19 protein-coding genes and 1 pseudogene are annotated in these 20,737 nt (G+C 66.8%); 10 read left to right on the plus strand and 10 right to left on the minus strand.

The genetic code is table 11. The features are described from left to right. Nucleotides 1-15: 15 nt before the first annotated feature. From VL15_RS21320 to VL15_RS21360, 9 genes and pseudogenes are all read right to left on the minus strand, one after another. A complete protein-coding gene (locus tag VL15_RS21320; protein WP_048248295.1) occupies nt 16-1,422 on the minus strand; it encodes an amino acid permease in 1,407 nt (468 codons plus the stop codon). A 216-nt stretch (nt 1,423-1,638) separates the two neighbouring features. Further along, nucleotides 1,639-2,295, minus strand: a complete 657-nt coding sequence (rqpR, locus tag VL15_RS21325) for a response regulator transcription factor RqpR (protein WP_048248296.1) — start codon at nt 2,293-2,295, stop codon at nt 1,639-1,641. 7 nt (nt 2,296-2,302) lie between these two features. Next, nucleotides 2,303-3,118 (minus strand): quorum system sensor histidine kinase RqpS, encoded by an 816-nt coding sequence (gene rqpS / locus VL15_RS21330; RefSeq protein ID WP_048248297.1) that lies wholly within the window; start codon nt 3,116-3,118, stop codon nt 2,303-2,305. 449 nt (nt 3,119-3,567) lie between these two features. After that, nucleotides 3,568-4,338, minus strand: coding sequence for a ferredoxin--NADP reductase (locus VL15_RS21335; protein WP_048248298.1), 771 nt, complete (start codon nt 4,336-4,338; stop codon nt 3,568-3,570). 227 nt (nt 4,339-4,565) lie between these two features. Continuing rightward, a complete protein-coding gene (locus tag VL15_RS21340; RefSeq protein ID WP_048248299.1) occupies nt 4,566-5,213 on the minus strand; it encodes a LysE family translocator in 648 nt (215 codons plus the stop codon). A 109-nt stretch (nt 5,214-5,322) separates the two neighbouring features. After that, nucleotides 5,323-6,138: an endonuclease/exonuclease/phosphatase family protein gene (locus VL15_RS21345; protein ID WP_048248300.1), complete on the minus strand. Its 816-nt coding sequence runs from the start codon at nt 6,136-6,138 to the stop codon at nt 5,323-5,325. A 5-nt stretch (nt 6,139-6,143) separates the two neighbouring features. Next, nucleotides 6,144-6,632 carry a hypothetical protein gene (locus VL15_RS21350; protein WP_048248301.1) on the minus strand — a complete coding sequence of 163 codons (489 nt, stop codon included), beginning with the start codon at nt 6,630-6,632 and terminating at the stop codon, nt 6,144-6,146. 146 nt (nt 6,633-6,778) lie between these two features. Beyond that, on the minus strand, nt 6,779-7,162 hold the full coding sequence (locus VL15_RS43825) for a nitroreductase family protein (protein ID WP_419188685.1): 384 nt from the start codon (nt 7,160-7,162) through the stop codon (nt 6,779-6,781). 144 nt (nt 7,163-7,306) lie between these two features. Beyond that, nucleotides 7,307-7,783 (minus strand): annotated as a pseudogene (locus tag VL15_RS21360) (nitroreductase family protein); the annotation flags it as partial. A 239-nt stretch (nt 7,784-8,022) separates the two neighbouring features. On the opposite strand from VL15_RS21360, the gene VL15_RS21365 reads away from it, so the two are divergent. The 10 genes from VL15_RS21365 to VL15_RS21410 all read left to right on the plus strand — a co-directional run bounded on the left by VL15_RS21365 (nt 8,023) and on the right by VL15_RS21410 (nt 19,391). Beyond that, complete coding sequence (locus tag VL15_RS21365) at nt 8,023-9,003, plus strand: AAA family ATPase (RefSeq protein WP_048248303.1); 981 nt, start codon at nt 8,023-8,025, stop codon at nt 9,001-9,003. A 142-nt stretch (nt 9,004-9,145) separates the two neighbouring features. Next, complete coding sequence (locus VL15_RS21370) at nt 9,146-10,255, plus strand: NAD(P)/FAD-dependent oxidoreductase (RefSeq protein WP_048248304.1); 1,110 nt, start codon at nt 9,146-9,148, stop codon at nt 10,253-10,255. Between the two features lie 137 nt (nt 10,256-10,392). Then, entirely contained in the window at nt 10,393-10,704 is a 312-nt protein-coding gene (locus tag VL15_RS21375) for a high-potential iron-sulfur protein (protein WP_048248305.1), read from the plus strand. Nucleotides 10,705-10,892: 188 nt separating this feature from the next. Beyond that, nucleotides 10,893-12,200 (plus strand): MFS transporter, encoded by a 1,308-nt coding sequence (locus VL15_RS21380; protein WP_048248306.1) that lies wholly within the window; start codon nt 10,893-10,895, stop codon nt 12,198-12,200. A gap of 314 nt (nt 12,201-12,514) precedes the next feature. Next, nucleotides 12,515-14,143: an ABC transporter substrate-binding protein gene (locus VL15_RS21385; protein ID WP_048248307.1), complete on the plus strand. Its 1,629-nt coding sequence runs from the start codon at nt 12,515-12,517 to the stop codon at nt 14,141-14,143. Nucleotides 14,144-14,259: 116 nt separating this feature from the next. After that, entirely contained in the window at nt 14,260-15,270 is a 1,011-nt protein-coding gene (locus VL15_RS21390; protein WP_048248308.1) for an ABC transporter permease subunit, read from the plus strand. A 4-nt stretch (nt 15,271-15,274) separates the two neighbouring features. Continuing rightward, a complete protein-coding gene (locus tag VL15_RS21395; RefSeq protein ID WP_048248309.1) occupies nt 15,275-16,192 on the plus strand; it encodes an ABC transporter permease subunit in 918 nt (305 codons plus the stop codon). A 1-nt stretch (nt 16,193) separates the two neighbouring features. Next, complete coding sequence (locus VL15_RS21400; RefSeq protein ID WP_048248310.1) at nt 16,194-17,240, plus strand: ABC transporter ATP-binding protein; 1,047 nt, start codon at nt 16,194-16,196, stop codon at nt 17,238-17,240. After that, nucleotides 17,237-18,253 (plus strand): peptide ABC transporter ATP-binding protein, encoded by a 1,017-nt coding sequence (locus tag VL15_RS21405; RefSeq protein ID WP_048248311.1) that lies wholly within the window; start codon nt 17,237-17,239, stop codon nt 18,251-18,253. The genes VL15_RS21400 and VL15_RS21405 overlap by 4 nt, the downstream gene beginning before the upstream one ends. Next, nucleotides 18,246-19,391: a TraB/GumN family protein gene (locus VL15_RS21410; RefSeq protein WP_048248312.1), complete on the plus strand. Its 1,146-nt coding sequence runs from the start codon at nt 18,246-18,248 to the stop codon at nt 19,389-19,391. The genes VL15_RS21405 and VL15_RS21410 overlap by 8 nt, the downstream gene beginning before the upstream one ends. A gap of 567 nt (nt 19,392-19,958) precedes the next feature. Here the strand turns inward: VL15_RS21410 and pxpA are convergent. Beyond that, nucleotides 19,959-20,723 (minus strand): 5-oxoprolinase subunit PxpA, encoded by a 765-nt coding sequence (pxpA, locus tag VL15_RS21415; RefSeq protein ID WP_034190296.1) that lies wholly within the window; start codon nt 20,721-20,723, stop codon nt 19,959-19,961. Nucleotides 20,724-20,737: the final 14 nt, after the last annotated feature.

A 20,737-nucleotide genomic window follows, 5' to 3' on the forward strand; every position in this document is an offset into this window, starting at 1 on the left:
TCGGAAGACGGTTACTCAGTGCGCGTCTTCGTGACCGTGCGCGAGCTTCGAGTGATGTCGCGAGTACAGGAAGTAGATCACGAGGCCGATCACGAGCCAGATGCCGAACGCGGCCCACGTGATGGGCTGCAGGTTCAGCATCAGGAACAGGCACGACGCGACCGCGAGGATCGGCACCACCGGCACGCCGGGGCAGCGGAACGCGCGCGGCAGGTCGGGATGCGTGCGACGCAGCACGAGCACGGCGATCGACACCATCGAGAACGCCGCAAGCGTGCCGATGTTGATCAGCTCGGCGAGCACGTTGAGCGGCACGAGCGCGGCGATCAGCCCGAAGAACAGGCCGACGAGCCAGGTCGTCAGAAACGGCGTCGCGAAGCGCGGATGCACGCGCGACAGCGTCGCCGGCAGCAGCCCGTCGCGCGACATCGCGAAGATCACGCGCGTCTGGCCGTAGCTCATCACGAGGATCACGGTCAGCATGCCGAGCACCGCGCCGAGATCGATGAAGCCCGCGACCCAGTTCTCGCCGGCGACCTGCAGCGCGTACGAGATCGGGTGCGAGATGTTCGCGTACCGGGCCGACGGCACGATGCCGGTCGCAACTGCCGCGACCGTCACGTACAGCACCGCGCACACCGCGAGCGACGCGATGATGCCGATCGGCAGGTCGCGTTTCGGGTTCTTCACTTCCTCGGCCGCCGACGACACCGCGTCGAAGCCGATGAACGCGAAGAACATCACGGCCGCGGCGCCGAACACGCCGTTCCAGCCGTGCGGCATGAACGGCTTCCAGTTCGCGGGTGTCACGTGGAAGATGCCGACCGCGATCACGAGCAGCACGACCGACACCTTGATGAACACCATGATGTTGTTGATGCGGGTCGACTCGCGGATGCCGATCGACAGCAGCGTCGTGATCACGAGCATCACGAGGAACGCGGGCAGGTTGAACCACGTGACGACGCCCGGCACCGCGCCGGGTGCCGCCGTCAGCACGGTCGGCAGCGACAGCCCGAAGCCCTGCAGCAGCGACTGCAGGTAGCCCGACCAGCCGACCGACACGGCCGACGCCGCGAGGCCGTACTCGAGCATCAGGTCCCAGCCGATGATCCACGCGACGAGCTCGCCGAGCGTTGCGTACGAATACGTGTAGATCGAGCCGGCGACGGGGATCGACGACGCGAACTCCGCGTACGACAGCGCCGCGAGGCCGCAGGCGATCGCGGCGATCACGAACGACAGCATCAGCGCGGGACCGGCCTGCACGGCGCCGGTGCCGGTCAGCACGAAGATGCCGGTGCCGATGATCGCGCCGATGCCGAGGAAGGTGAGGTCGATCGCGCCGAGCGCTTTCTTGAGCCCGGCGGCGTGTGCGCCGGCGATCATGCGATCGACGTTTTTCTTGCGGAAGAGGGACATTGCGGATGAATCGCCAGCGCGCGCGAGCGCGGCGGCGCTGACTGAGTGAAAACCCGTAATTTTAGCCGATTTGGCGAACAAGACCCGCTGCGATGCAGCGGCGCGTCGCGGAATCGTCCGAGAAAACAAGCGCTTGCGCGCAAGACGGGCGGCGGTTGAGGGCAACGCGGCGCGCGCCGCGCCGTTGAATCCGGCGAATCGGGTGTCTCGGGCGAATCAGGCGCCGGCCGTGGGCGCCATGTCGACGAGCTGGTTGCTCATCACGTAGAACGTCAGCTCGGCGTTGTTCGACAGCCGCATCTTCTCGAGCAGCCGCGACCGGTACACGCTCACCGTCTTCACGGACAGCGACAGTGTGTTCGCGATGTCGGTGAGCCGCTTGCCCGACGCGAGCATGCAGAGCGTCTGGTATTCGCGGTCGGACAGCTTCTCGTGCGGCAGCGGTTCGTTCTCGAACGACACGTATTCGGCGAGCGCCTCGGCCATCGCGGGGCTCACATACTTGCGGCCGGCCGCGACCTGCTGGATCGCGCCGATCATCTGCGCGGCATTGACCGTCTTCGACAGGTAGCCGGCGGCGCCGGCCTTCAGCGCACGCACCGCGTACTGGTCCTCGCGATACATCGAGAACATCAGCACGGGCGTGCGCGACAGCTTGCGCTTCAGGCGCTTGAGCACCTCGATGCCGTTCGTGTCCGGCAGCGAGATGTCGAGCAGGATCACGTCGAATTCCTGTTTGTCGGCGGCGGCCATGGCGTCGCCGCCGTTCTCGGCCTCGGTGACGTTGCGCGCGATGCCGCGGTCGAGCAGCAACTGGCGGATCCCTTGCCGGACGATCGCGTGATCGTCCACGAGCAGGATGTTCAGGCTCATGACGACCTCACGAAAGCGACGCGCGGCGTGCCGCGACGGGCACCGCGAGCAGCGAATCCCACGCGAAGCGCGCGGTGACGCGCGTGCCGTGGCCGGTTTCCGGCGTGGCCGCCTCGAAGCTGCCGCCGAACGCCTCGCAGCGGGCGCGCATGCCGGCGAGGCCGTAGCCGGTGCGGCGGGACCGGACGAAACCGGTCCCATCATCGGAGACAATCAGTGACAGATGCGTGCCGTCGGTGACGATCCGTACGTCGACCGACGCGGCGCGCGCGTGTTTCGCGACGTTCGACAGCGCTTCCTGCGCGACGCGGAACACCGCGAGCGCACTGGCGCCGGCGATCTGCGTCAGGCGCGCATCGGCCGCGCACACGAAGCTCGTGCGCAGGCCCGTGCGCGTCGCATGGCTGTCGACCCACGACGACAGCGCGCCGACCACGCCTGCGTCGAGCGCCGGCGTGCCGCGCTCGTCGATCAGCCGGCGATTGGCGTCGGTCGCGGCGTCGAGCGCCTGTTGCGCCAGCTCCAGCGCACGCAAACAACCGTCCGGCGCATCGGCCGGCAGCCACGTTTGAACGTTTGCGAGCGCGAAACGCGCAGCGGTGAGTTCGGCGCCGAGCCCGTCGTGCAGCTCGCCGGCCAGGTGGCGGCGGGCGGCTTCGTCGGCAGCCAGAAGTTGGGTGGACAGCGCCGCGATCCGCGCGGCGGATGCGTCGCGTTTCGACGGAGTTTTGGCAATGGGCGGAGTAGCGGCGCAGCTGTGCACGAGCTGCCGCGACGGGAACGGGGCGTGGGCGCCCGCGGGCGCGTTAAGCGACGTATCCATGACTCTCCCTGCTCTCAGAAAGCGGTTCAGACACCGGTTGGCTGCGTGAATCGGCTACCGTTTCGATGACGGTCGCCGCCAGAGAATCGCCCCCTACCGAGGTAACAAAAGTTACGTCTTGTAACACTTGCATCCGACCCTTCCACTGTCATCCGAACGGCAACCACGCGCGGCGAATAATATCTCAAAATTTCTGAAAACGTCATGTCGGGCGGACATTTAAGGGTAAATGTGAATAATCGGAATGAGGGTGTTGTAGGAAAAACACTGACACCCGAGCGCCGGACGATGACGTATCCAAATGTAACTATTTGAGATGGAATGGTCCCAGTTTGTTACGAATTCGCCAAGTAGGGACGAAAAAAAACCGGAGCTTTTGCTCCGGTCCTTGATGCGGCACAAATAGGGCCTGTTCCCGTTATTAGCGGGAACAGGCCCTAGGGGGTGGATCAGTCGACGAATGCGCGCTCGATCACGTAGTGGCCCGGCGCGCTGTTCTTGCCTTCGACGAGGCCGGCCTGCTTCAGCAGGTCGGTCGTGTCCTTCAGCATCGCGGTGCTGCCGCACAGCATCACGCGGTCGTTTTCCGGCGAGAACGGCGGGACGTCGAGATCGGTGAACAGCTTGCCCGTCGCGATCAGGTCGGTGATCCGGCCTTCGTTGTCGAACGCTTCGCGCGTGACCGTCGGGTAGTAGACGAGTTTTTCCTTGATGATGTCGCCCAGGTACTCGTGGCCCGGCAGGTCGTGCTTGATGAAGTCCATGTACGCGAGCTCGCCCTTCAGGCGGCACGTGTGCGTCAGGATCACCTTGTCGAAGCGGTCGTAGATGTCCGGATCGCGGATGATCGACATGAACGGCGCGAGGCCCGTGCCGGTCGACAGCATCCACAGCGTCTTGCCCGGCAGCAGGTTGTCGGCGACGAGCGTGCCCGTCGGCTTCTTGCCGATCAGCACGGTGTCGCCCACCTTCAGGTGCTGCAGGCGCGACGTCAGCGGGCCGTTCTGCACCTTGATGCTGAAGAATTCGAGATGCTCTTCGTAGTTCGGGCTGACGATCGAGTAGGCGCGCGCGAGCGGCTTGCCGTCGACCTCGAGGCCGACCATCGTGAATTCGCCGTTGTTGAAGCGCAGGCTCGCCTCACGGCTGCAGGTGAAGCTGAAAAGCGTGTCGGTCCAGTGGTGGACGGATTGGACGGTGGCGGTGTCGTATTTGCTCATGGCTTTGAAAACGGACGCGCGTGGCGAACGCGTGTAACGGGCCCAAAAACGGGCAAAAAAACCGAGTGCGACGGCCCGATCGCGGATCGGCCGGCCGGCGCGTCGGACACGCGCCTTCTCGATGACAGACGATTGACGAACTGGTTATTTTACCCTGTTGGCGCTGATCGCGGGCTTGACCCCCGTGGTGGCGCGGATTTGGCGCAACGAATATTTTCAAATCGCTTTCAGCGATCGGCAGCGAGTTTCGCGCCGAGGCCGACGAGCGCCACCCCGCACAGCGCGTCGAGCGGGCGCCGCACGCGCCGGTAGCCGCGCTGCGCGCGCGGGCTTGCGAACAGGTACGCGACGCACGAATACCAGCCGGCCGACAGCACGCCGATCGTTACCAGCACCGCGCCGTTGAACCACAGCGGCACGTGCGCGGGCAGCATCGCCGCGAACACGCTGGTCCAGAACGCACACGATTTCGGGTTCGTCAGGCAGGTGAACAGGCCGCTGCGATAGGCGCGCAGGTAGTCGCGCGCGTGCGGCGCGGCCAGCGGCGCGCGTTCGTCCGGCGCGTCGGCCGGCGCCGCGTCGCGGCGCACGCCCGAGCGCAGCAGCTTGAAGCCGAAATACACGAGATACACGGCGCCGCCGATCCGGATCGCCTCGTACAGCCATTCGACCTGGTGCAGCACGGCCGCGAGGCCGAGCATCGCGAGCGTCGCCCACGCGACCGACGCGGTGCCGACGCCGAGCGCCGACGCGGCGCCGAGGCTGCGCCGCCCCGCGAGCGACAGTTGCGAAATCATGAAGAAATTCGGGCCGGGCGTGATCGCCGCGACGAGATAAACGACGGCGATTTGCAGCAGGATCGGCAGGTAGGACATGGCGGCGCGGCCCGGGGATGGGGCGGTGGCGGGATGGGCAAGCCGTTAATGTAACGCGCACCGCGCGGCCGTGCTTTAGCGAAGCGCGATCGAACCGCGAGCGGGATCGTTATGCCGGATCGAGGCGCAGGCGCGCGATGTACGGCAGGTGGTCCGACAGCCACGCGGCCTCGCCGGTCGGCGCGCGCCATTCGAGCGGCGTCAGGCCGCGCACGAACATCTTGTCGAGCGCGAGCGCCGGCGAGAACGCGGGGAACGTGCGGCCCGATTCGCCGAGCAGCGTCGCGACCTCGGACATCCCGATCTCGCCGAACAGCGCGACCGAATCGTTGCGCCAGTCGTTGAAGTCGCCGGCGAGCATCAGCGGGCCGTTGCCCGCGTTGCGCACGATCCAGTGTGCGATCCAGTGCATCTGGCGCAGCCGTGCGGCGCGCGTGAGCGCGAGGTGCGCGCACAGCAGCGTGACGGGGCGCGCGCCCGCGAGCGTCGCGCGCGCGACGAGCAGCCCGCGCCGCTCGAAGCGGTGCGCGGAGATGTCCCAGCGGCCGCCGAGGTCGAGCGGATGCGGCGACAGGATCGCGTTGCCGTGCCGCCACGACGGCTTGAACACGTTCGGCCCGAGCGCGATCTGCCAGTCGAGCGCATGCGCGATCTCGGTGGCCTGGCAGTGCCACACGTCGTCGACCGCGTCGTCCATCTGCGCGCCGAAGCCGGGCGCGAGTACGGGGCGCGGCATGCGGCGCGCCATCGCTTCCTGCAGGAAATACACGTCGGCGTGCGTCGACTGCATCCAGTTGCGCATCGCGTTCCACGCGGTGAAGCCGAGCGGCGAGCGGCCCTTGTGCAGGTTCCAGCTGACCGCGGTGATTTCGTCGGGTGCGGCGTGCGGTTCGGCGAACGGCAGGGACAGGGCGTCGGCGGACATGACGCTCAGTCCTTCGCGACGTGCGCACGCACGCGGTACACGAGGTGCGGGTGCTGCTCGACGAGCGTCCAGTCGGTCCACGCGTCGCCGCCGACCGACAGGCCGGGGTGGCTTGCGACGATCTGCCGCGGCGATGCGGGCACGCACGGATCGCTGCGCGTCGCGTTTTCGTCGTCGAGCGTTTCCTGCACGTCGAGCGCGAGCGACACCGTGTTCGCGCTTGCGTCGACGGCGAGCGGCGCGACCGTCACCGAGCGCGAGCGCTCGGTCGGCACGACGCGCGCGGCATTGCCGCAGCCGACCGGCACGGCGGAAGGATATCGATGGGTATCGGTGCGGGTCTGACCCACGGTGGTGCGTTGCTGGAACGTGTCGATCGTCTGACCGTCGCGCACCACCTGGATCTCCCACGCGACGGAGGCCGCTGCGGGGCTCTGCGCATGGGCGGCGAGCGCGATGCTCGCGAGCAGGACGGCCAGGCCGTGTTTCAGCATGAAACGTCTCCGGAAACGCGGAATAGCGGGGAACGGACGCACATCTTACGCCCGAACGATTTCGATCGTGATGTGACAGGACCCGCCGCGACAGGTTCGCCGCGCGAGGCGGCCCTCTTCGAAAGGTAGGGCCGCGTCACGTGTTTTCAAGCGAAAAAGCGCGCGAACTCGGCGACCGGCGCGCGCTCGGTGACGAGGCGGTTCTCGATCGCGTCGGGGTCCGCATGGCCGAGCGACATGCCGCAGACGAATTGTTCGTTGGCCGGAATGCCGAGGTGTTCGGCGACGATCCGGTGAAACGGCACGAACGCGGCCTGCGGGCAGGTATCGAGCCCGCGTGCGCGCGCGGCCGTCATCACGCCGTGCAGGAACATCCCGCAATCGAGCCATGCGCTTAGGGGCTGTTTGCCTGGGGAACGTGCATGCGTTGCCCCGAGAAGGGCCGCTCGCGAGGCGTGCGACGCCGCGAATACTGGGCGTATTCGCAAGGAGCACAACGCGGCGAGCGGCCCTTCTCGGGGCAACCCCAAATTTGAAATTCATTCCACGGGAATGCCCTAAATCGGCCGCATGGCGGCGTCGTTCGTCGCTTGTTTGGCGCGGCCAAACGGCGCTCCTCACTCCTTGCCCCGCAGCCGATTTAGGGCATTCGCATGCACGTTCCCCAGGCAAACAGCCCCTAACGTCATCACGCGATCGAGCGTGAAGAACAACGCGACCGGCGCATCGAAGAAACGGAAGTTGCGCGCGTGCTGCGCGTGCATGCGCGCTTTCTCGTCGCGGCCGATGTTCAACAGGCCGTACAGGTCCCAGCCGACCTTGCGGCGCCGGTCGATGTACGGCGACACCCATTCGCGCGGGTAGTAGTCGTACTCGGCGACGTATTTCTCGTCGCGCGCGGGATCGTCGTGGGCTGCGGTCAGTGCGGCGGCGAGCGCATCGCGCGTGGCGCCCGTCGCGACGTACACGCGCCACGGCTGGATGTTGGTGCCCGACGGCGCGCGGCTCGCGGCTTCGAGGATCGCCTCGAGCGTGTCGCGCGGCACGGGTGTCGGCAGGAACGCGCGGATCGCGCGGCGCGACGTGAGCGCCGCGTCGACGGCGCCGATCGCATCGGCATCGACGCGCGGGGAAGCAGTGGGGACGGACATCGGCATACCTTCGGGACCGGGCGCGACGCGCCGCGCGGGCGCCGTCGGCGAGGGCCGGCTCAGCGGGTGAATGGATGGGTGAACCGACGATGATACGCCGCGGTGCGCAGGCGTGCAGCGCGCGCCGGGTGTTAGCAGCAGACTCGCGCGGCTGCTTGCTTGCGCGCGGGTACGGGATCGCTACACTGAAATCGTAAGGGTCTGATGGTTGTGTGACGGCAAGCGGCAGCGAGGTTGGTATGACGACGGCGATGGTGAAACAGGAACTGGCGGTGGCGTCCTTCAGCACGGTGTACGACCTCGAGCAGGTCGAGACCGCGCTGAGCGACCTGAACGAGAGCGCGAGCGACGCACTGCGCGCGACCTACGAGAGGATGCTCAAGACCGGCAATCTGCGCTTCTGCGTGAAGCCGAACCGGATGCCGTCGTTCGACACGCTCGGCGACGCGTTGCCCAATTTCACCGAGCCGCTCGGCGACGTGCGCAAGCAGGTCGCGCTGTGCCTCGAAACGGACGACCGGCTCGAACTGATGCCGATCCTCCTGCTCGGGCCGCCCGGCATCGGCAAGACGCATTTTGCGAAGGCGCTCGCGCAACTGCTCGGCACCGCGTACCACTACGTGCCGATGAGTTCGCTGACAGCCGGCTGGATCCTGTCGGGCGCGTCGTCGCAATGGAAGAACGCGAAACCGGGCAAGGTGTTCGAGGCGCTCGTGAACGGCAGCTACGCGAACCCGGTGATCGCGGTCGACGAGATCGACAAGGCCGGGAGCGACGCGCAATACGATCCGCTCGGTGCGCTGTATGCGTTGCTCGAGCACGACACCGCACGCGCGTTCGTCGACGAATTCGCGGAAGTGCCGATCGATGCGGGCAACGTGATCTGGGTCGCGACCGCGAACGACGCGCAGGCGATTCCGGAGCCGCTGCTCAACCGGATGAACGTGTACGAGATCGCACCTCCCGACGCGGCCGGCGCGCGCCGGATCGCGCAGACGATCTACGACGAGATCCGCACGTCGCATGCGTGGGGGCGGCGCTTCCCCGAGATGCTCGGCGACGACGCGCTCGACGTGCTCGCCGCGACGCCGCCGCGCACGATGCGCCGCGCGCTGCTGCACGCATTCGGCGCCGCGCGGCTCGACGGCCGCGACGCGATCGCGCCGGGCGACATCCGCGCCGACGAGGGCGCCGCGAAGCGCCGGCCGATCGGCTTCTGAACCGGCGGTGCGCGCACGGCGGCGGGATCCGCACGCCGCGTCGCGCGCCGCGGCGGCGCGATGCGCATCCGTTCGGCAAGCGAATGAGCCGGGACGTACAATTCTCTTCTCTCCCCTCGACGCGTTAGCGACGCGAAACGTCATGGAGCAGATGGATTGTGTAGTCATCGGCGCGGGCGTGGTCGGTCTTGCGATTGCACGCGAACTGGCCGCACGCGGGCGCGACACGCTCGTGCTCGAGGCGGCCGATGCGATCGGCACGGGCACGAGCTCGCGCAACAGCGAAGTGATCCACGCGGGGCTCTACTATCCGCGCGGGTCGCTGAAGGCGATGTCGTGCGTGCACGGGCGCGACCTGCTGTACGAATTCTGCGAGACGCATCACGTGCCGCACAGGCGTACCGGCAAGCTGCTCGTCGCGACGAGCGCCGCGCAGGTGAAGCAGTTGAAGGCGATCGCCGCGCGCGCGACCGAAAACGGCGTGCTCGACCTGCTGCCGCTCACGCATGCCGAGGCGCAGACGCTCGAACCCGCGCTCGAATGCGTGGCGGCGCTGTTCTCGCCGTCCACCGGCATCGTCGACAGCCACCAGCTGATGCTCGCGCTGCTCGGCGCCGCGGAAAGCGACGGCGCCGTGTGCGCGCTGAAATCCCCGGTCGAATCGATCGACGTGCTGCGCGGCGGGCGTTTCGTCGTACGCACGGGCGGCGATGCGCCGACCGAGATCGAGGCCGCCTGCGTGATCAACAGCGCGGGTCTCGGTGCGCAGGCGCTGGCGCGCCGCACGCGCGGCCTCGACCCGCGCTGGGTGCCGCCGCTCTATCTCGCGCGCGGCAATTACTTCAGCCTGTCGGGCCGTGCGCCGTTCTCGCACCTGATCTACCCGATGCCCGACCGCGCGGGGCTCGGCGTGCACCTGACGCTCGACCTTGCCGGGCAGGCGCGCTTCGGGCCGGATGTCGAATGGTGCGATTCGCTGCGCTACGAAGTGGATCCGGCCCGCGCGAGCGCGTTCTACGCGTCGATCCGCGCGTTCTGGCCGGGCCTGCCCGACGACGCGCTGCAGCCGGCGTACGCGGGCATCCGGCCGAAGCTCGCGGGGCCCGGCGAGCCGCCGGCCGACTTCATCGTGCAGGGCGCCGCGCAGCATGGCGTGCGCGGGCTCGTGAACCTGTTCGGCATCGAGTCGCCGGGGCTCACCGCGTCGCTCGCGCTCGCGCAGCGCGTGGGCGACATGGCGGCTTACCGCTGACGCGGCGCGCGCGCCGGCCGTGTGAAATCCCTTATCTCCAGGATTTCGGCGCGCACATTTATTCGCTTGAGCGTTATTCTGTCGAACGGCTGTCGCCAGAACAGCTTTCAAACCGATAACATTGGAGCGAGTCCCCCATGAAAACATCCCGTCGGAGTTTCCTGATTACGAGCGTTGGCGTCGTCTCCGCGCTGGCGCTGTCGCGTGAAGCGCTGGCCGATGCGCCGATGCTGTCGGAAACCGATCCGACCGCGGTGGCGCTCGGCTACAAGGCCGATGCCACGAAGGTCGACAAGACGAAGTACCCGAAATACGCAGCGGGCCAGGATTGCGCGGCCTGCATGCTGTACCAGGGCAAGAAGGGTTCGGCTTCGGGCCCGTGCGGCGCCTTCCCCGGCAAGCAGGTGTCGGCGAAGGGCTGGTGCAGCGCATTCTCGAAGATGGGTTGAGGCCGCGGCGGCATCGTGCGATGCCGCAATGTGGCGAAAACCGCAAAACGCCCGCCATCGAAAGATGGCGGGCGTTTTTATTGCTTGAAAACGGTTCCGTCGCTTTCTACACTCGCTGCAAACCAGCGCGCTGCGGCACACCGCGTGCCGCGCCGGCCGACACGGCGAATTCACGAGGACGAGGCAGCATGGCGACGATTGCGAATTCAACGAAGACGATCCGGCCCGAGCGTGCGCTGAACCGGCGCGCGGTCGCGGCTGCCGTGATCGGCAACGCGCTCGAGTGGTACGACTTCACGGTGTTCGGTTTCATGACGGTCGTGATCGCCGAGCTGTTCTTCCCGACCTCCAGCGAATATTCGTCGCTGCTCCTGACCACCGCGACGTTCGGCGTCGCGTTCTTCATGCGCCCGATCGGCGGCATCGTGTTCGGGCTGTACGCGGACCGCGCCGGCCGCAAGGCCGCGCTGTCGCTCGTGATCCTGCTGATGACCGCCGGCATCTTCCTGCTCGCGATCGCGCCGCCGTATGCGGCGATCGGCATCGGCGGCCCGATCCTGATCGTGCTCGGCCGCCTGCTGCAGGGCTTCTCCGCGGGCGGCGAATTCGGCAGCGCGACGGCGCTGCTGATCGAGGCCGCGCCGTTCTCGAAGCGCGGTTTCTACGGCAGCTGGCAGATGGCGAGCCAGGCGGCCGCGCTGCTGATCGGCGCGCTTGTCGGCGCGGCCGTCACGCGCGGGCTGTCGCACGACGCGCTGCACAGCTGGGGCTGGCGCGTGCCGTTCGTCCTCGGGCTCGTGATCGGCCCGATCGGTTTCTACATCCGCCGCCATCTCGCCGATTCGGAAGCGTTCCTGCATGCGCAGCAGAGCGCGCCCCGCGCGACGCTCGGCGACGTGTTCACGCGCCACCCGCGCGAGGTGCTGTGCGGGCTCGGCTCGGTGATCGCGCTGACGGTGACGATCTATGTGCTGATCAGCTATCTGCCGACCTTCGCGGTGAAGCAGCTGAAGCTGCCCTACGCCGAATCGTTCTACGCGGTGATCGTCGGCAACCTGCTGCTGATGGTGCTGTCGCCGGTCGCGGGCGCGTGGTCGGACCGCATCGGCCGCAAGGGGCTGTCGCTGTGGTCGCTCGTGCTGACGCTCGCGCTGATGTATCCGCTGTTCGCGTGGCTCGACGCGGCGCCGAGCATCGGGCGGCTGATCGCGGTGCAGGCCGTGCTGTCGGTGACGCTCGCCGGCTATTACGGGCCGTTCGGCGCGATGATCGCCGAGCTGTTCCCGGCCAACGTGCGCTCGACCGGGCTGTCGATCGCCTACAACGTCGCGGTGATGCTGTTCGGTGGCTTCGGGCAGTTCATCGTCACGTGGCTGATCAAGGTCACGGGCACGCCGCTCGCGCCGACCTATTACGTGATGGCGGGGCTCGCGCTGTCGATCGTCGCGGTCGCGTTCGTGCCCGCGCGCAGCGCCGACCTCGACGCGCCGGCCTGACGGCGTACGGGCGCGTCATCGGATCGTTTCGCAAAACGCAATGATGGGCGTCCCGACGCGGAAAACGACGCGGTTCTTGTTCGCATTCGCGCCCGAATTGTTTAGTGGTCGAAGGAAACTTGCGCGGGATGAACGGAACTGTCGCTCGCGCGCGTTTTCGCATTTTTCGCCGGCGCAATACATCCGCAAAAACCCGCGCGTGCGTGTCTAGAAGAGTTTTTTCTCCAGCTTGTTGCACTATCGTTAGCTCAAGTAATATCCGCGTACACCGGCCCCTGGCGGGGCTGGTTCCGATCTGGAGACCTGGAGGAAACATGGAATACAACCGTCTGTTGCACACCCTGCGTGTTACCGCCATTGCAGGCGTGGCAGCGGCATCGCTCGGCGTCGCGGGCTCTGCATTCGCACAGATCCCGAACAAAACGCTCGTCTACTGCTCAGAAGGCAGCCCGGCGGGTTTCGATTCCGCGCAATTTACGACCGGCGTCGATTTCACCGCCGCCACGTTCACCGTCTACAACCGTCTCGTCGAATTCGAGCGCGGCGGCACCAAGGTCGAGCCGGGGCTCGCCGAGAAATGGGACGTATCGCCCGACGGCAAGGTGTACACGTTCCACCTGCGCCACGGCGTGAAGTTCCACACGACCGACTTCTTCAAGCCGACGCGTGAATTCAACGCGGACGACGTGCTGTTCTCGTTCCAGCGCATGCTCGACCCGAACCAGGCGTTCCGCAAGGCGTACCCGGTGTCGTTCCCGTACTTCACGGACATGGGCCTCGACAAGCTGATCACGAAGGTCGAGAAGGTCGATCCGTACACGGTGAAGTTCACGCTGGCCGAACCGAACGCGCCGTTCATCCAGAACATGGCGATGGAATTCGCGTCTATCCTGTCGGCCGAATATGGCGACCAGTTGATGAAGGCCGGCAAGGCCGCCGACATCAACCAGAAGCCGGTCGGCACGGGTCCGTTCATCTTCCGCAGCTACACGAAGGACGCGACGATCCGATTCGACGGCAATCCTGATTACTGGAAGAAGGGCGAAGTGAAGATCTCGAAGCTGATCTTCTCGATCACGCTGGATCCGGGCGTGCGCGTGCAGAAGATCAAGCGCAACGAGTGCCAGGTGATGAGCTATCCGCGTCCGGCCGACATCGCGACGCTGAAGGCCGATTCGGGCGTCGACATGCCGTCGCAGGCGGGCTTCAACCTCGGCTACCTCGCGTACAACGTCGAGCACAAGCCGGTCGACAAGCTCGAGGTGCGTCAGGCGCTCGACATGGCGATCAACAAGAAGGCGATTCTCGAATCGGTCTACCAGGGTGCCGGCCAGGCCGCCAGCGCGCCGGTGCCGCCGACCCAATGGTCGTACGACAAGAACCTGAAGATGGCCACGTACGACACCGCGAAGGCGAAGGCGCTGCTCGCGAAGGCCGGTTATGCGAACGGTTTCGAGATCACGCTGTGGGCGATGCCCGTGCAGCGCGCGTACAACCCGAACGCCCGCCTGATGGCCGAGATGATCCAGGCCGACTGGGCGAAGATCGGCGTGAAGGCGAAGATCGTCACGTACGAGTGGGGCGAGTACATCAAACGCGCGCACACGGGTGAGCAGGACACGATGCTGATCGGCTGGACGGGCGACAACGGCGACCCCGACAACTGGCTCGGCACGCTGCTCGGCTGCGAAGCGATCAAGGGCAACAACTTCTCGCACTGGTGCTACAAGCCGTTCGACGAGCTGGTCCAGAAGGGCCGCACGACGACCGGCCAGGACGCGCGCACGAAGCTCTACATGCAGGCACAGCAGATCTTCGCGCAGCAGCTGCCGTTCTCGCCGATCGCGAACTCGACGGTCTACCAGCCGGTGCGCAAGAACGTCGTTGACATGCGCATCGAGCCGCTCGGCTATGCACGCTTCGACGGTGTCGGCGTGAAGTAATACGACCGGCGTAAGCTGTCTACGAAGACCGAAACCGGTAACTCATCCGGCGGCGGGAGGCCACGAGCTTCCCGTCGCCGGTCGCACATTTCCCACAAGAAAATACGAGACGCATCATGTTCACATTCGTGTTGCGCCGCGTGGGCATGGTGATCCCGACTTTCATCGGCATCACCATCCTGGCGTTTGCGCTGATTCACCTGATACCGGGCGACCCCATCGAAGTGATGATGGGCGAGCGCGGCGTCGATCCCGCCATGCATGCGGAGGCGATGAAACGCCTCGGGCTCGACCAGCCGCTGCCCATGCAGTACCTCCACTACATCGGCCGTGCGCTGCATGGCGACCTCGGCACGTCGATCATCACCAACACGAGCGTCGGGGGCGAGTTCTTCGCGCGCTTCCCGGCGACCGTCGAGCTGTCGCTGTGCGCACTCGTGTTCGCGCTCGCCGTCGGGCTGCCGGCCGGCGTGATCGCCGCGCTGCGGCGCGGCTCGGTCGTCGACCACGGCGTGATGGGCACCGCGCTCACCGGTTATTCGATGCCGATCTTCTGGTGGGGGCTGATCCTCATCATGGTGTTTTCGTCATACCTCGGCTGGACGCCCGTGTCGGGGCGCATCGCCGTCGAATACGACTTTCCGCACCCGACGGGCTTCATGCTGATCGACGCGCTGCTCGCGCCGGACGAAGGCTCGTTTAAGTCGGCGGTCAGCCACCTGATCCTGCCCGCGATCGTGCTCGGCACGATCCCGCTCGCGGTGATCGCGCGGATGACGCGCTCGTCGATGCTCGAAGTGCTGCGCGAGGACTACATCCGCACCGCCCGCGCGAAGGGGCTGTCGCCCGCGCGCGTGGTCGTCGTGCATGCGCTGCGCAACGCGCTGATCCCGGTCGTCACCGTGATCGGCCTGCAGATCGGCACGCTGCTCGCGGGCGCCGTGCTGACCGAGACGCTCTTTTCGTGGCCCGGTGTCGGCAAGTGGCTGATCGATGCGATCGGCCGCCGCGACTATCCGGTCGTCCAGGGCGGCATCCTGCTGATCGCGACGCTCGTGATCGTCGTGAACCTGGTCGTCGACCTGCTGTACGGCGTGCTGAATCCGCGCATCCGCCACACGAGGTAATTCCATGAGCAATCTGCAAAACACCCTGCCGACCGAAACCGCGCCGGCTGGCGGCCGTGCGCTCGCGCTGCGCGAGTTCTGGGCCAACTTCTCGCGCAACCGCGGCGCCGTCGGCGCCGGCATTGTCGTGCTCACGCTGGTCCTGATCGCGCTCCTCGCGCCGCTGATCGCGCCGCACAGCCCGGTCGAGCAATACCGCGACTACGTGAAGATCCCGCCCGCGTGGCTCGACGGCGGCAACTGGAAATTCATCCTCGGCACCGACGAAGCGGGCCGCGACATTCTTTCGCGCCTGATGTACGGCGCGCGGATGTCGTTCTGGATCGGCTTCGTGTCGGTCGTGCTCGCGCTGATCCCCGGCATCGTGCTCGGGCTCGTCGCCGCGTTCTTCCAGAAGTGGGCCGACACGCCCGTGATGCGCATCATGGACGTGCTGCTCGCGCTGCCGTCGCTGCTGCTCGCGGTCGCGGTCGTCGCGATCATCGGCCCGGGCCTCATCAACACGATGTTCGCGATCGCGATCGTCGCGCTGCCGGCCTATGTGCGCCTCACGCGCGCGTCGGCGCTCGGCGAGCTGCAGAAGGAATACGTGACCGCGTCGCGCGTGGCCGGTGCCGGCACGCTGCGCCTGATGTTCTCGCAGGTGCTGCCCAACTGCACGGCGCCGCTGATCGTGCAGGCGACGCTCGGCTTCTCGTCGGCGATCCTCGATGCGGCCGCGCTCGGCTTCCTCGGCCTCGGCGTTCAGCCGCCGACCGCCGAGTGGGGCGCGATGCTGGCGTCCGCACGCGACTACATCGACAACGCATGGTGGATCGTGACGATGCCCGGCCTGTCGATCCTGATTTCGGTGCTTGCGATCAACCTGCTCGGCGACGGGCTGCGCGACGCGCTCGATCCCAAACTGAAACGGATGGCGTGACATGACCCAGAATCTTCTGACCATCCGCAATCTCGCGGTGAACTTCAACGGCCTGCCCGCCGTCGACCGGATCAACATGTCGATCGCGCCGGGCGAGGTGGTGGGCGTCGTCGGCGAATCGGGCTCGGGCAAGAGCGTGACGATGATGGCGCTGATGGGCCTGATCGACGCGCCGGGCAAGGTGACGGCCGACGAGGTCACGTTCAACGGCGTCGACCTGCTGAAGGCATCGCCGAAGGCGCGTCGCAAGATCGTCGGCAAGGACATCGCGATGGTGTTCCAGGATGCGCTGACGAGCCTGAACCCGAGCTATACGGTCGGCTACCAGATCAAGGAAGTGCTGAAGCTGCACGAAGGCCTGCGCGGCGACGCGCTGAACCGGCGCGCGGTCGAACTGCTCGACCAGGTCGGCATTCCCGATGCGAAGAACCGCATCACGTCGTTCCCGCACCAGATGTCGGGCGGGATGAACCAGCGCGTGATGATCGCGATGGCCGTCGCGTGCAACCCGAAGCTGCTGATCGCCGACGAGCCGACCACCGCGCTCGACGTGACGATCCAGGCGCAGATCATGGATCTGCTCGTGAAGCTGCAGAAGGAGCGCGGGATGGCGCTCGTGCTGATCTCGCACGACCTGGCCGTGGTGTCGGAGGTCGCGCAGCGCGTCGCGGTGATGTACGCCGGCGAGATCATCGAGACCAACAGCGTGCCCGAGATCTTCCGCGCGCCGCACCATCCGTACACGGAAGCGCTGCTCGCGGCGATTCCCGAGCACAATAAGGGGGCGCGTCGCCTTGCCGCATTGCCCGGCATGGTGCCCGGCCGGGATGATCGCCCGTCCGGGTGCCTGTTCGCGCCGCGCTGCAAGTATGTCGTCGACGATTGCCGCAAGGCGCGGCCGGCGCTCGACACGCTGGTGTCCGGCAACGATGCGATGCGCGCGCGCTGCATCAAGCCGCTCAATGTTTCCAACCTCGACCTGACGGCTATGCATGGGACCGGAGTAAGCGCTAAAGCGCAAACTCCGGTCGACAGGAGTCCACGATGAATGCAAATCAAGAAGTGCGCCGCGCGCCGCACGACGAGGACGTCGTCCTGGTCGCCGACCAGCTCGCGAAACACTACTCGGTGAAGCGCGGCATGTTCGGCCAGGGCACGGTGAAGGCGCTCAACGGCGTGTCGTTTTCGCTCAAGCGCGGCAAGACGCTCGCCGTCGTCGGCGAATCCGGTTGCGGGAAGTCGACGCTCGCGCGGCAACTGACGATGATCGAGGCGCCGACGTCCGGCCACCTGTCGATCGACGGCAAGGACGTCGCGGGTGCGGACCGCCACCGGGTCGCCGACCTGCGCCGTCGCGTGCAGATGGTGTTCCAGAACCCGTTCGCGTCGCTCAACCCGCGCAAGACCGTCGAGCAGACGCTCGCCGAGCCGCTCGAGATCAACGCGAACCTGACGGCCGCCGAGCGCGCGCAGCGCGTCGCGCAGATCATGCGCACGGTCGGCCTGCGGCCCGAGCACGCGAAGCGCTATCCGCACATGTTCTCGGGCGGCCAGCGGCAGCGTGTCGCGATCGCGCGCGCGATGATCCTCGAGCCGCGGATCGTCGTCGCCGACGAGCCGGTGTCCGCGCTCGACGTGTCGATCCAGGCGCAGATCCTGAACCTGTTCATGGATCTGCAGGAGCAGTTCAAGACGAGCTACGTGTTCATCTCGCACAACCTGTCGGTGGTCGAGCATGTCGCGGACGACGTGATGGTGATGTACTTCGGCAGCGTCGCCGAGCTCGGCGACAAGGCGACGATCTACGCGCGGCCGCGCCATCCGTACACGCGTGCGCTGATGTCGGCGACGCCGGCGATCTTCGAGGAAGACCGCCGCGTGCAGATCAAGCTGCAGGGCGAACTGCCGTCGCCGCTCAATCCGCCGTCGGGCTGCGCGTTCCACCAGCGCTGCCCGTACGCGGTCGAGCGTTGCCGCGCCGAGGAGCCGCAACTGCGCGACGTCGACGGCCGGCGCGTGGCCTGCCATCGCGCCGAGGAGGTAGGGGAGGCGAATGCCTGAAGCGTTGGCGGCGCGCGCGTCCGGCGTGCGCCGTTCGGGGGCTGGCAGTGCGCGCGTGATGCGCGCGTACCGCCACGCGCGCCGCTGGGGCGTGCGTACCGTCACGGGCGCGGCGCTGGCCGGCGCGTGCGTGGCGGCCAGCTTCGTGGTTCCCGTCGAGTCCGCGCGCGCCGAAGGGCGCGCGCCGGCCACCTCGCCGATTCATCCGTCGCAAGTCCCGCCGCCCGGCATGAGCCTGCCGGGCTTCCACGCGCCCGCCGTGTCGGACGGCACGGTCGCGCGCGGCACGGTGCGCGTGCAGCCCGCGCGCATGCCGTTCTACGTCGCGACCAAGGGCAAGGTCACGCTCTACGTGCTCGGCACGCTGCACACGGGCGATCCGTCCGATTACCCGAGCGCGCAACCGTTCCGGCCGCGCATCCTCGCGGCGCTCGCCGCGTCGCCGACGCTCGCGCTCGAGCTGTCGCCGGACGATCTGCTCGAATCGCAGGACGACGTGTCGAAGTACGGCATCTGTCGCTACCCGTGCCTGCAGCGCTTGCTGCCGGAGCCGCTGTGGCTGCGGCTCGCGGCGCGCCTGCACGGCAACCCGGCCGCGCTCGCCGAGATCCGCAAGATGCGGCCGTGGCTTGCGGCGCTCGTCGTCGAGACCTACGATTCGCTGTCGGCCGGCCTGCAGACCGAATACGGCACCGAGGCGCAACTGCAGAACGTGTTCCTGAAGAAAAAGGGCGGCCGCGTGATCGGGCTCGAGACGCTCGCCGAACAGATGCGCGCGTTCACCGGGCTCACGCTGGCCGAGCAGCGCGAGATGCTCGCGCAGGACATGGTGCAGACACCCGCGCAGAACGCCGACGACATCAAGTCGCTGCACCGGCTGTGGCGAATTGGCGACGCCGATGCGATCTCCGCATGGGCGGTCGCGAAGACCGAGCGGCTCGCGCGTTCGAAGGCGTTGTCGGCGTCGATCGACAACAAGATCGTGTACGAGCGCAACCGGCGCTTCGTTGCACGGATGACCGCAATCGCCGCGCCGAACCGGCCGCTGTTCGTCGCGATCGGCGCGCTGCACCTGGGCGGCCCGCGCGGCGTGCTCGAATTGTTGCGTCAACAAGGTTACAGCGTCGACGCGAACTGAACATCGCCGTCGCGCCCGAACCGATCCTCCCCTGTTTGATCGACGCCGTCCGGATCGCGTCAAACGCCTGTATGGGCGTGCCATTCGATAAGGAAAACCCTCGATTCGTCGGAAAATAGCGTTTCAAACGATTGACATCCCGTTCTGCCAATATCTATTCTTCGATCCACAAGTTGAAAAAATGAAAAGAATAGAAAAAGTTCTACGGGGTAGCAGAAAAGAAAGCGCGGGGTGAGCGCGTTGCCGGCACGTGGTGCACACGTGCCGGCCGCGGAAAGTGTCTGCATGTACGGCGGGGCCAATCATCGTCGGATAACAACAAGGCATGCAGGCCGACTTGCGAATAAGCAACGCTCCGTCGTCCAACCGGGGTAAGCAGTGAATCGGGCGGCGGCGGACGTTTTTTAATCCGGAAGATTTTTCCGGTCACCGTCGAAAGACGGTTTCGGGGGGTGAATCGACAGACGGCGAAGCCGCAGCGATTGCGCCAACGGAAAAGCGCCACGAGGGCGCTTTTTTCTTTTGGGCGACGACATCGCGCATTGCGCGCGACACCACGGATAAGCGTCACGCGCCTTCGTCGGCCTGCAGCGCACCTGGCGCCACGACATCGACGCCGGCGGCCTCCAGCGCCGCCCGAATCCGCTTCGCGAACGCCAACGCATGCGGCCCGTCGCCGTGCAGGCAGACGGTCTGCGCATTCAGCGGCACCCATTCGCCGCTCAGTGCACGCACCTGCCGGTTGCGCACCATGTCGAGCGTGCGCGCGAGCACCGCGTCTTCATCGTCGATCAGCGCGCCGGGCTGGCTGCGCGGCACGAGCGAGCCGTCCGCCCGGTAGCCGCGATCGGCGAACACTTCCTCCACCGCGGCGAGCCCCGCATGCCGCGCGGCCGCGACGAACACGCTGTTCGCGAGCCCGAACACCGCGAGCGACGGATCGAAATCGTGGATCGCGGACACCACCGCATCGGCGATCATCGGGTCGCGCGCGGCCTGGTTGTACAGCGCGCCGTGCGGCTTCACGTGCGCGATGCGCCCGCCTTCGGCCTGCGCGATCGCCGACAGCGCGCCGAGCTGGTACAGCACGCCGGCATAGATGTCGCCGGCCGGCAGCTGCATTTCCTTGCGGCCGAAATTCTCCGGATCGTGAAAGCTCGGGTGCGCGCCGATCGACACGCCTTTCTGCACGGCCCAGCGTACGCAATCGCGCATCGCATTGGCGCCGCCTGCATGCCACCCGCATGCGATGTTCGCCGACGTGACGAGGTCGAGCAGCGCCTCGTCAGATCCGCATCCTTCGCCGAGATCGGCATTCAGATCGATTTCCATGATGTTCCTCGTCC

The sequence above is a fragment of the Burkholderia cepacia genome (assembly GCF_001039005.1).
GTDB lineage: Bacteria > Pseudomonadota > Gammaproteobacteria > Burkholderiales > Burkholderiaceae > Burkholderia > Burkholderia theae.

Bases quoted from the DNA above. Each gene is read 5' to 3' on its own strand.
- VL15_RS21320 (WP_048248295.1), bottom strand. From the start codon at position 1,422: ATGTCCCTCTTCCGCAAGAAAAACGTCGATCGCATGATCGCCGGCGCA.
- rqpR (WP_048248296.1), bottom strand. From the start codon at position 2,295: ATGAGCCTGAACATCCTGCTCGTGGACGATCACGCGATCGTCCGGCAA.
- rqpS (WP_048248297.1), bottom strand. From the start codon at position 3,118: ATGGATACGTCGCTTAACGCGCCCGCGGGCGCCCACGCCCCGTTCCCG.
- VL15_RS21335 (WP_048248298.1), bottom strand. From the start codon at position 4,338: ATGAGCAAATACGACACCGCCACCGTCCAATCCGTCCACCACTGGACC.
- VL15_RS21340 (WP_048248299.1), bottom strand. From the start codon at position 5,213: ATGTCCTACCTGCCGATCCTGCTGCAAATCGCCGTCGTTTATCTCGTC.
- VL15_RS21345 (WP_048248300.1), bottom strand. From the start codon at position 6,138: ATGTCCGCCGACGCCCTGTCCCTGCCGTTCGCCGAACCGCACGCCGCA.
- VL15_RS21350 (WP_048248301.1), bottom strand. From the start codon at position 6,632: ATGCTGAAACACGGCCTGGCCGTCCTGCTCGCGAGCATCGCGCTCGCC.
- VL15_RS21365 (WP_048248303.1), top strand. From the start codon at position 8,023: ATGACGACGGCGATGGTGAAACAGGAACTGGCGGTGGCGTCCTTCAGC.
- VL15_RS21370 (WP_048248304.1), top strand. From the start codon at position 9,146: ATGGAGCAGATGGATTGTGTAGTCATCGGCGCGGGCGTGGTCGGTCTT.
- VL15_RS21375 (WP_048248305.1), top strand. From the start codon at position 10,393: ATGAAAACATCCCGTCGGAGTTTCCTGATTACGAGCGTTGGCGTCGTC.
- VL15_RS21380 (WP_048248306.1), top strand. From the start codon at position 10,893: ATGGCGACGATTGCGAATTCAACGAAGACGATCCGGCCCGAGCGTGCG.
- VL15_RS21385 (WP_048248307.1), top strand. From the start codon at position 12,515: ATGGAATACAACCGTCTGTTGCACACCCTGCGTGTTACCGCCATTGCA.
- VL15_RS21390 (WP_048248308.1), top strand. From the start codon at position 14,260: ATGTTCACATTCGTGTTGCGCCGCGTGGGCATGGTGATCCCGACTTTC.
- VL15_RS21395 (WP_048248309.1), top strand. From the start codon at position 15,275: ATGAGCAATCTGCAAAACACCCTGCCGACCGAAACCGCGCCGGCTGGC.
- VL15_RS21400 (WP_048248310.1), top strand. From the start codon at position 16,194: ATGACCCAGAATCTTCTGACCATCCGCAATCTCGCGGTGAACTTCAAC.
- VL15_RS21405 (WP_048248311.1), top strand. From the start codon at position 17,237: ATGAATGCAAATCAAGAAGTGCGCCGCGCGCCGCACGACGAGGACGTC.
- VL15_RS21410 (WP_048248312.1), top strand. From the start codon at position 18,246: ATGCCTGAAGCGTTGGCGGCGCGCGCGTCCGGCGTGCGCCGTTCGGGG.
- pxpA (WP_034190296.1), bottom strand. From the start codon at position 20,723: ATGGAAATCGATCTGAATGCCGATCTCGGCGAAGGATGCGGATCTGAC.